Source organism: Pseudomonas sp. MEJ108, assembly GCF_030208985.1.
In the GTDB taxonomy this organism is placed as follows: Bacteria; Pseudomonadota; Gammaproteobacteria; order Pseudomonadales; family Pseudomonadaceae; genus Aquipseudomonas; species Aquipseudomonas fragariae.
The window spans coordinates 1-3225 of the sequence record NZ_JARVSW010000075.1; the positions used below are offsets into that span (position 1 = coordinate 1).

1 protein-coding gene is annotated in these 3225 nt (G+C 62.6%); it reads right to left on the minus strand.

Annotated features, from left to right (window positions below; translation table 11 throughout):
* Window positions 1–3225, minus strand: a 3225-nt coding sequence (locus tag QRN50_RS24210; protein ID WP_285427635.1) for a non-ribosomal peptide synthetase, incomplete at both ends; no start/stop codon positions are given.

Sequence of the window (3225 nt, forward strand, 5' to 3'; positions counted from 1 at the left end):
TCTGCTGCTGCGGGTAATCCAGTGCGGTGTCGTTGAACGCCACCAGCAACTGCTCGCGCTCGACAACTGGCAGGATCGACAAACCTTGCAATGACGTTTCTGGCGTCTGCTCCAGCGCCGTCAACAGGTTTTCCAGTGCCGTGTGCATGTAGCCGCACACACGTTGCGCGCCGATTGACGAAACCACCAACGCCGTCAGGCTGAACCCTTCGCCCAGATCGTCGACGTTCAAGGTCAGTGGGTAGTTGGTGCGTTCTTCACCGCTGAGGACCGCGATGCCCTGCCAGGCCTGCATGGCCTGGTCGGACACACTGCCGACCCCACTGTGGCGATAGTTGAGCAGTGCGCTGAACAAGGGCGCCGGCGCGGCAACACCGCTGCAACGCTGGGCCAACGCCAGTGAGGCATGTTCGTGACCGAGCAATGCAGTCAGGCGCTTATGAGTGGCCTTGACCCCGTCACGCACACCCTGCTCACCCACTGAAACCCGCAGCGGCAAGGTGTTGATGAACATCCCCAAGGCTCGCTCGGCACCTTCGCCACCCTGCATCCGGCCCATCAGTACAGTGCCGAACACCACATCCTGCCCGTTTGACACCTTGCCCAGCACCTGAGCCCAGGCCAGATGCACCAGGCTCGCGGCACTCACCCCTTGCTGGCGGGCTTGAGCACGCAGGCGCAGGCTCATTTGGGGGGCCAGCGCCAGGCTGGCTTCCTCGATGTCGCGACCTTCACCCTGCACATCCTGCAAACCGAACGGCAGCGTCGGCTCGTCGATGTCGCCGAGCATGTCGCGGAAAAATGTTTCGTGATCGGCCTGGCTGACACCCAGGCGTGCCTGGGCCACATAGTTGCGATACGGCACGGGTACCGACGCCGCCAAAGTGTCGGCCTCGCCCGCCAGCCATGCCTGCATTTCATGCTTCACCACTTCCAGCGCGACGTGGTCCAGCGCCATGTGATGGAACAGCAGCATCGCGCAGATGCGCTGGTTGAGCGAGTCTTCGGCATAGGCCACACGCATCAAAGGTGCCTGGCCGATGTCCAGTCGGTAATGACGCGGATCAAAGCGGCTGTGCAGTTGCGCACCGATATCGCCGTCTGCCGGATCAAGCTCAAGTGCGTCAAGGTGCAACTGTGCCTGACGCCAGACCACTTGCACCGGTGACTCCAGACCGTCCCATACCACGCTGGTGCGCAGAATGTCGTGACGGTCGATGACCATTTGCAACGCTTGAACGAAGGCGTTCAGGCGCTCGCGGTTATCAAAGGCGAACTGCGTCTGTAACACATAGGGGTCACCGATTTCGGCGGCCAGATGGTGATAAAGAATGCCTGCCTGCAACGGCGCCAGCGGGTAGATGTCCTGCACATTGGTCACGCCACCCGGCACGGTTGCGACGACTTGATCGATCTGCGCCTGGGTCAGGTTGGCCAATGGCAGCAGCTCAGGCGTAATGCGTTGGCAGTCCTCGCTGATCAGGTTGGCGGGCACCACGATCTCGGTGCCACCGCCCACGGCTGCGGCCAGTGCAGCCAGGGTCGGCTGGCTGAACAGTACGCGTACATCGGCGCTGAGGCCCAACTGGCGCATACGCCCGGTCAGGCTGACCGCCAGCAGCGAGTGACCGCCGAGTTCGAAGAAGTGGTCATGACGCCCGACCTCCTCGACGCCCAGCAGGTCTTGCCAGATAAGCGCGATCTGCTCCTCGATTTCGCCTTGGGGAGCTTCGTAGCCGCGGCTGATCAGCGCATCACCGTCCGGGGCTGGCAGCGCCTTGCGATCCAGCTTGCCGTTCGAGGTCAGTGGCATCGCTTCAAGCAGCACATAAATGGCCGGAACCATGTATTCAGGCAACACTTGCTGCAGGTGACTGCGCAGGGTTTCGATATCGACAGCAGTGTGCTCGGCAGACTGCGTGTAGTAAGCCACCAGACGTTTGTCGCCGGGTATGTCTTCGCGAGCAGTGACCACCGCTTCATGGACCGCCGGGTGTTTAGCCAGGGCGGCCTCGATTTCGCCGATTTCGATACGCAAGCCGCGGATCTTCACCTGAAAGTCATTACGGCCCAGGTATTCCAGCGCGCCATTGGTCAGCCAGCGACCGACGTCGCCGGTTTTGTACAGGCGTGCCTGCGGGGCGTCGGAAAACGGGTCGGCGATGAAACGCTCGGCACTCAGCTCCGGCTGGTTCAGGTAACCCCGCGCCACGCCGATGCCGCCAATGTGCAGCTCACCGGCCACACCCAATGGTTGCAGTTGGCCCAAGGCATCGAGTACGTGCATCTGAATGTTCGCAATCGGACGGCCGATGGGCACGCTTTCGCCCGGATCCGTCGGACGGCATTCCCAGGCAGTAACGTCGATGGCCGCTTCGGTCGGGCCATACAGGTTGTGCAGTTCAACGCCCTTGAGCTGTTGCTCGAAACGGCGCTGCAGCGCACGAGGCAAGGCCTCGCCACTGCACAGCACGCGGCGCAGTTGCGGGAAGTCGCGGGTTGAGCGGTGTTCCAGAAACACATCGAGCATCGAGGGCACGAAGTGCAGCAGGGTAATGCCTGCGTCACTCATCACTTGAGCCAGGTAATCCGGATCCTGATGACCACCGGGACGGGCCATGACCAGTTCGGCACCGGTCAGCAGTGGCAGGAAAAACTCCCAGACCGAGACGTCGAAACCGAACGGGGTCTTTTGCAGTACGCGATCCTGACTGTTCACCTGATAGGCGTCGCGCGCCCAGAGCAAGCGGTTGACCACACCCAGGTGCTCGTTCATCACGCCTTTGGGCGTGCCGGTGGAACCGGAGGTGTAAAGCACATAGGCCAGGTGATTCGGCTGCAGGTCCAGGGCCTTGGCATCCGGGTTGCCGGTCGGCTGCTTTTTCAGCAGTGCGCTGTCATCGCGCCCGTCAAGCACCAGCGCCGGAACGCCAAGGTCTGGCAGATCTGCAAGCAGCTCGTGGCTGGTCAGCACTGCGCGAGGGGCGCTGTCGCTGAGCATATAGGTCTGGCGAGCGCTGGGCAGGTCAGGGTCGATCGGCACGTAGGCGCCACCGGCCTTGAGAATACCCAAGAGCGCCACGACCATTTCCGCGCCGCGACGCAGGCTGACCGCGACCCGCGTATCCGGCTCCACGCCCAGCTCGATCAGGCGATGGGCGAGCTGGTTCGCCTGCTGGTTGAGTTCGGCGTAAGTGAGCAACGGCCCGCTGTCGCCGCGTACGG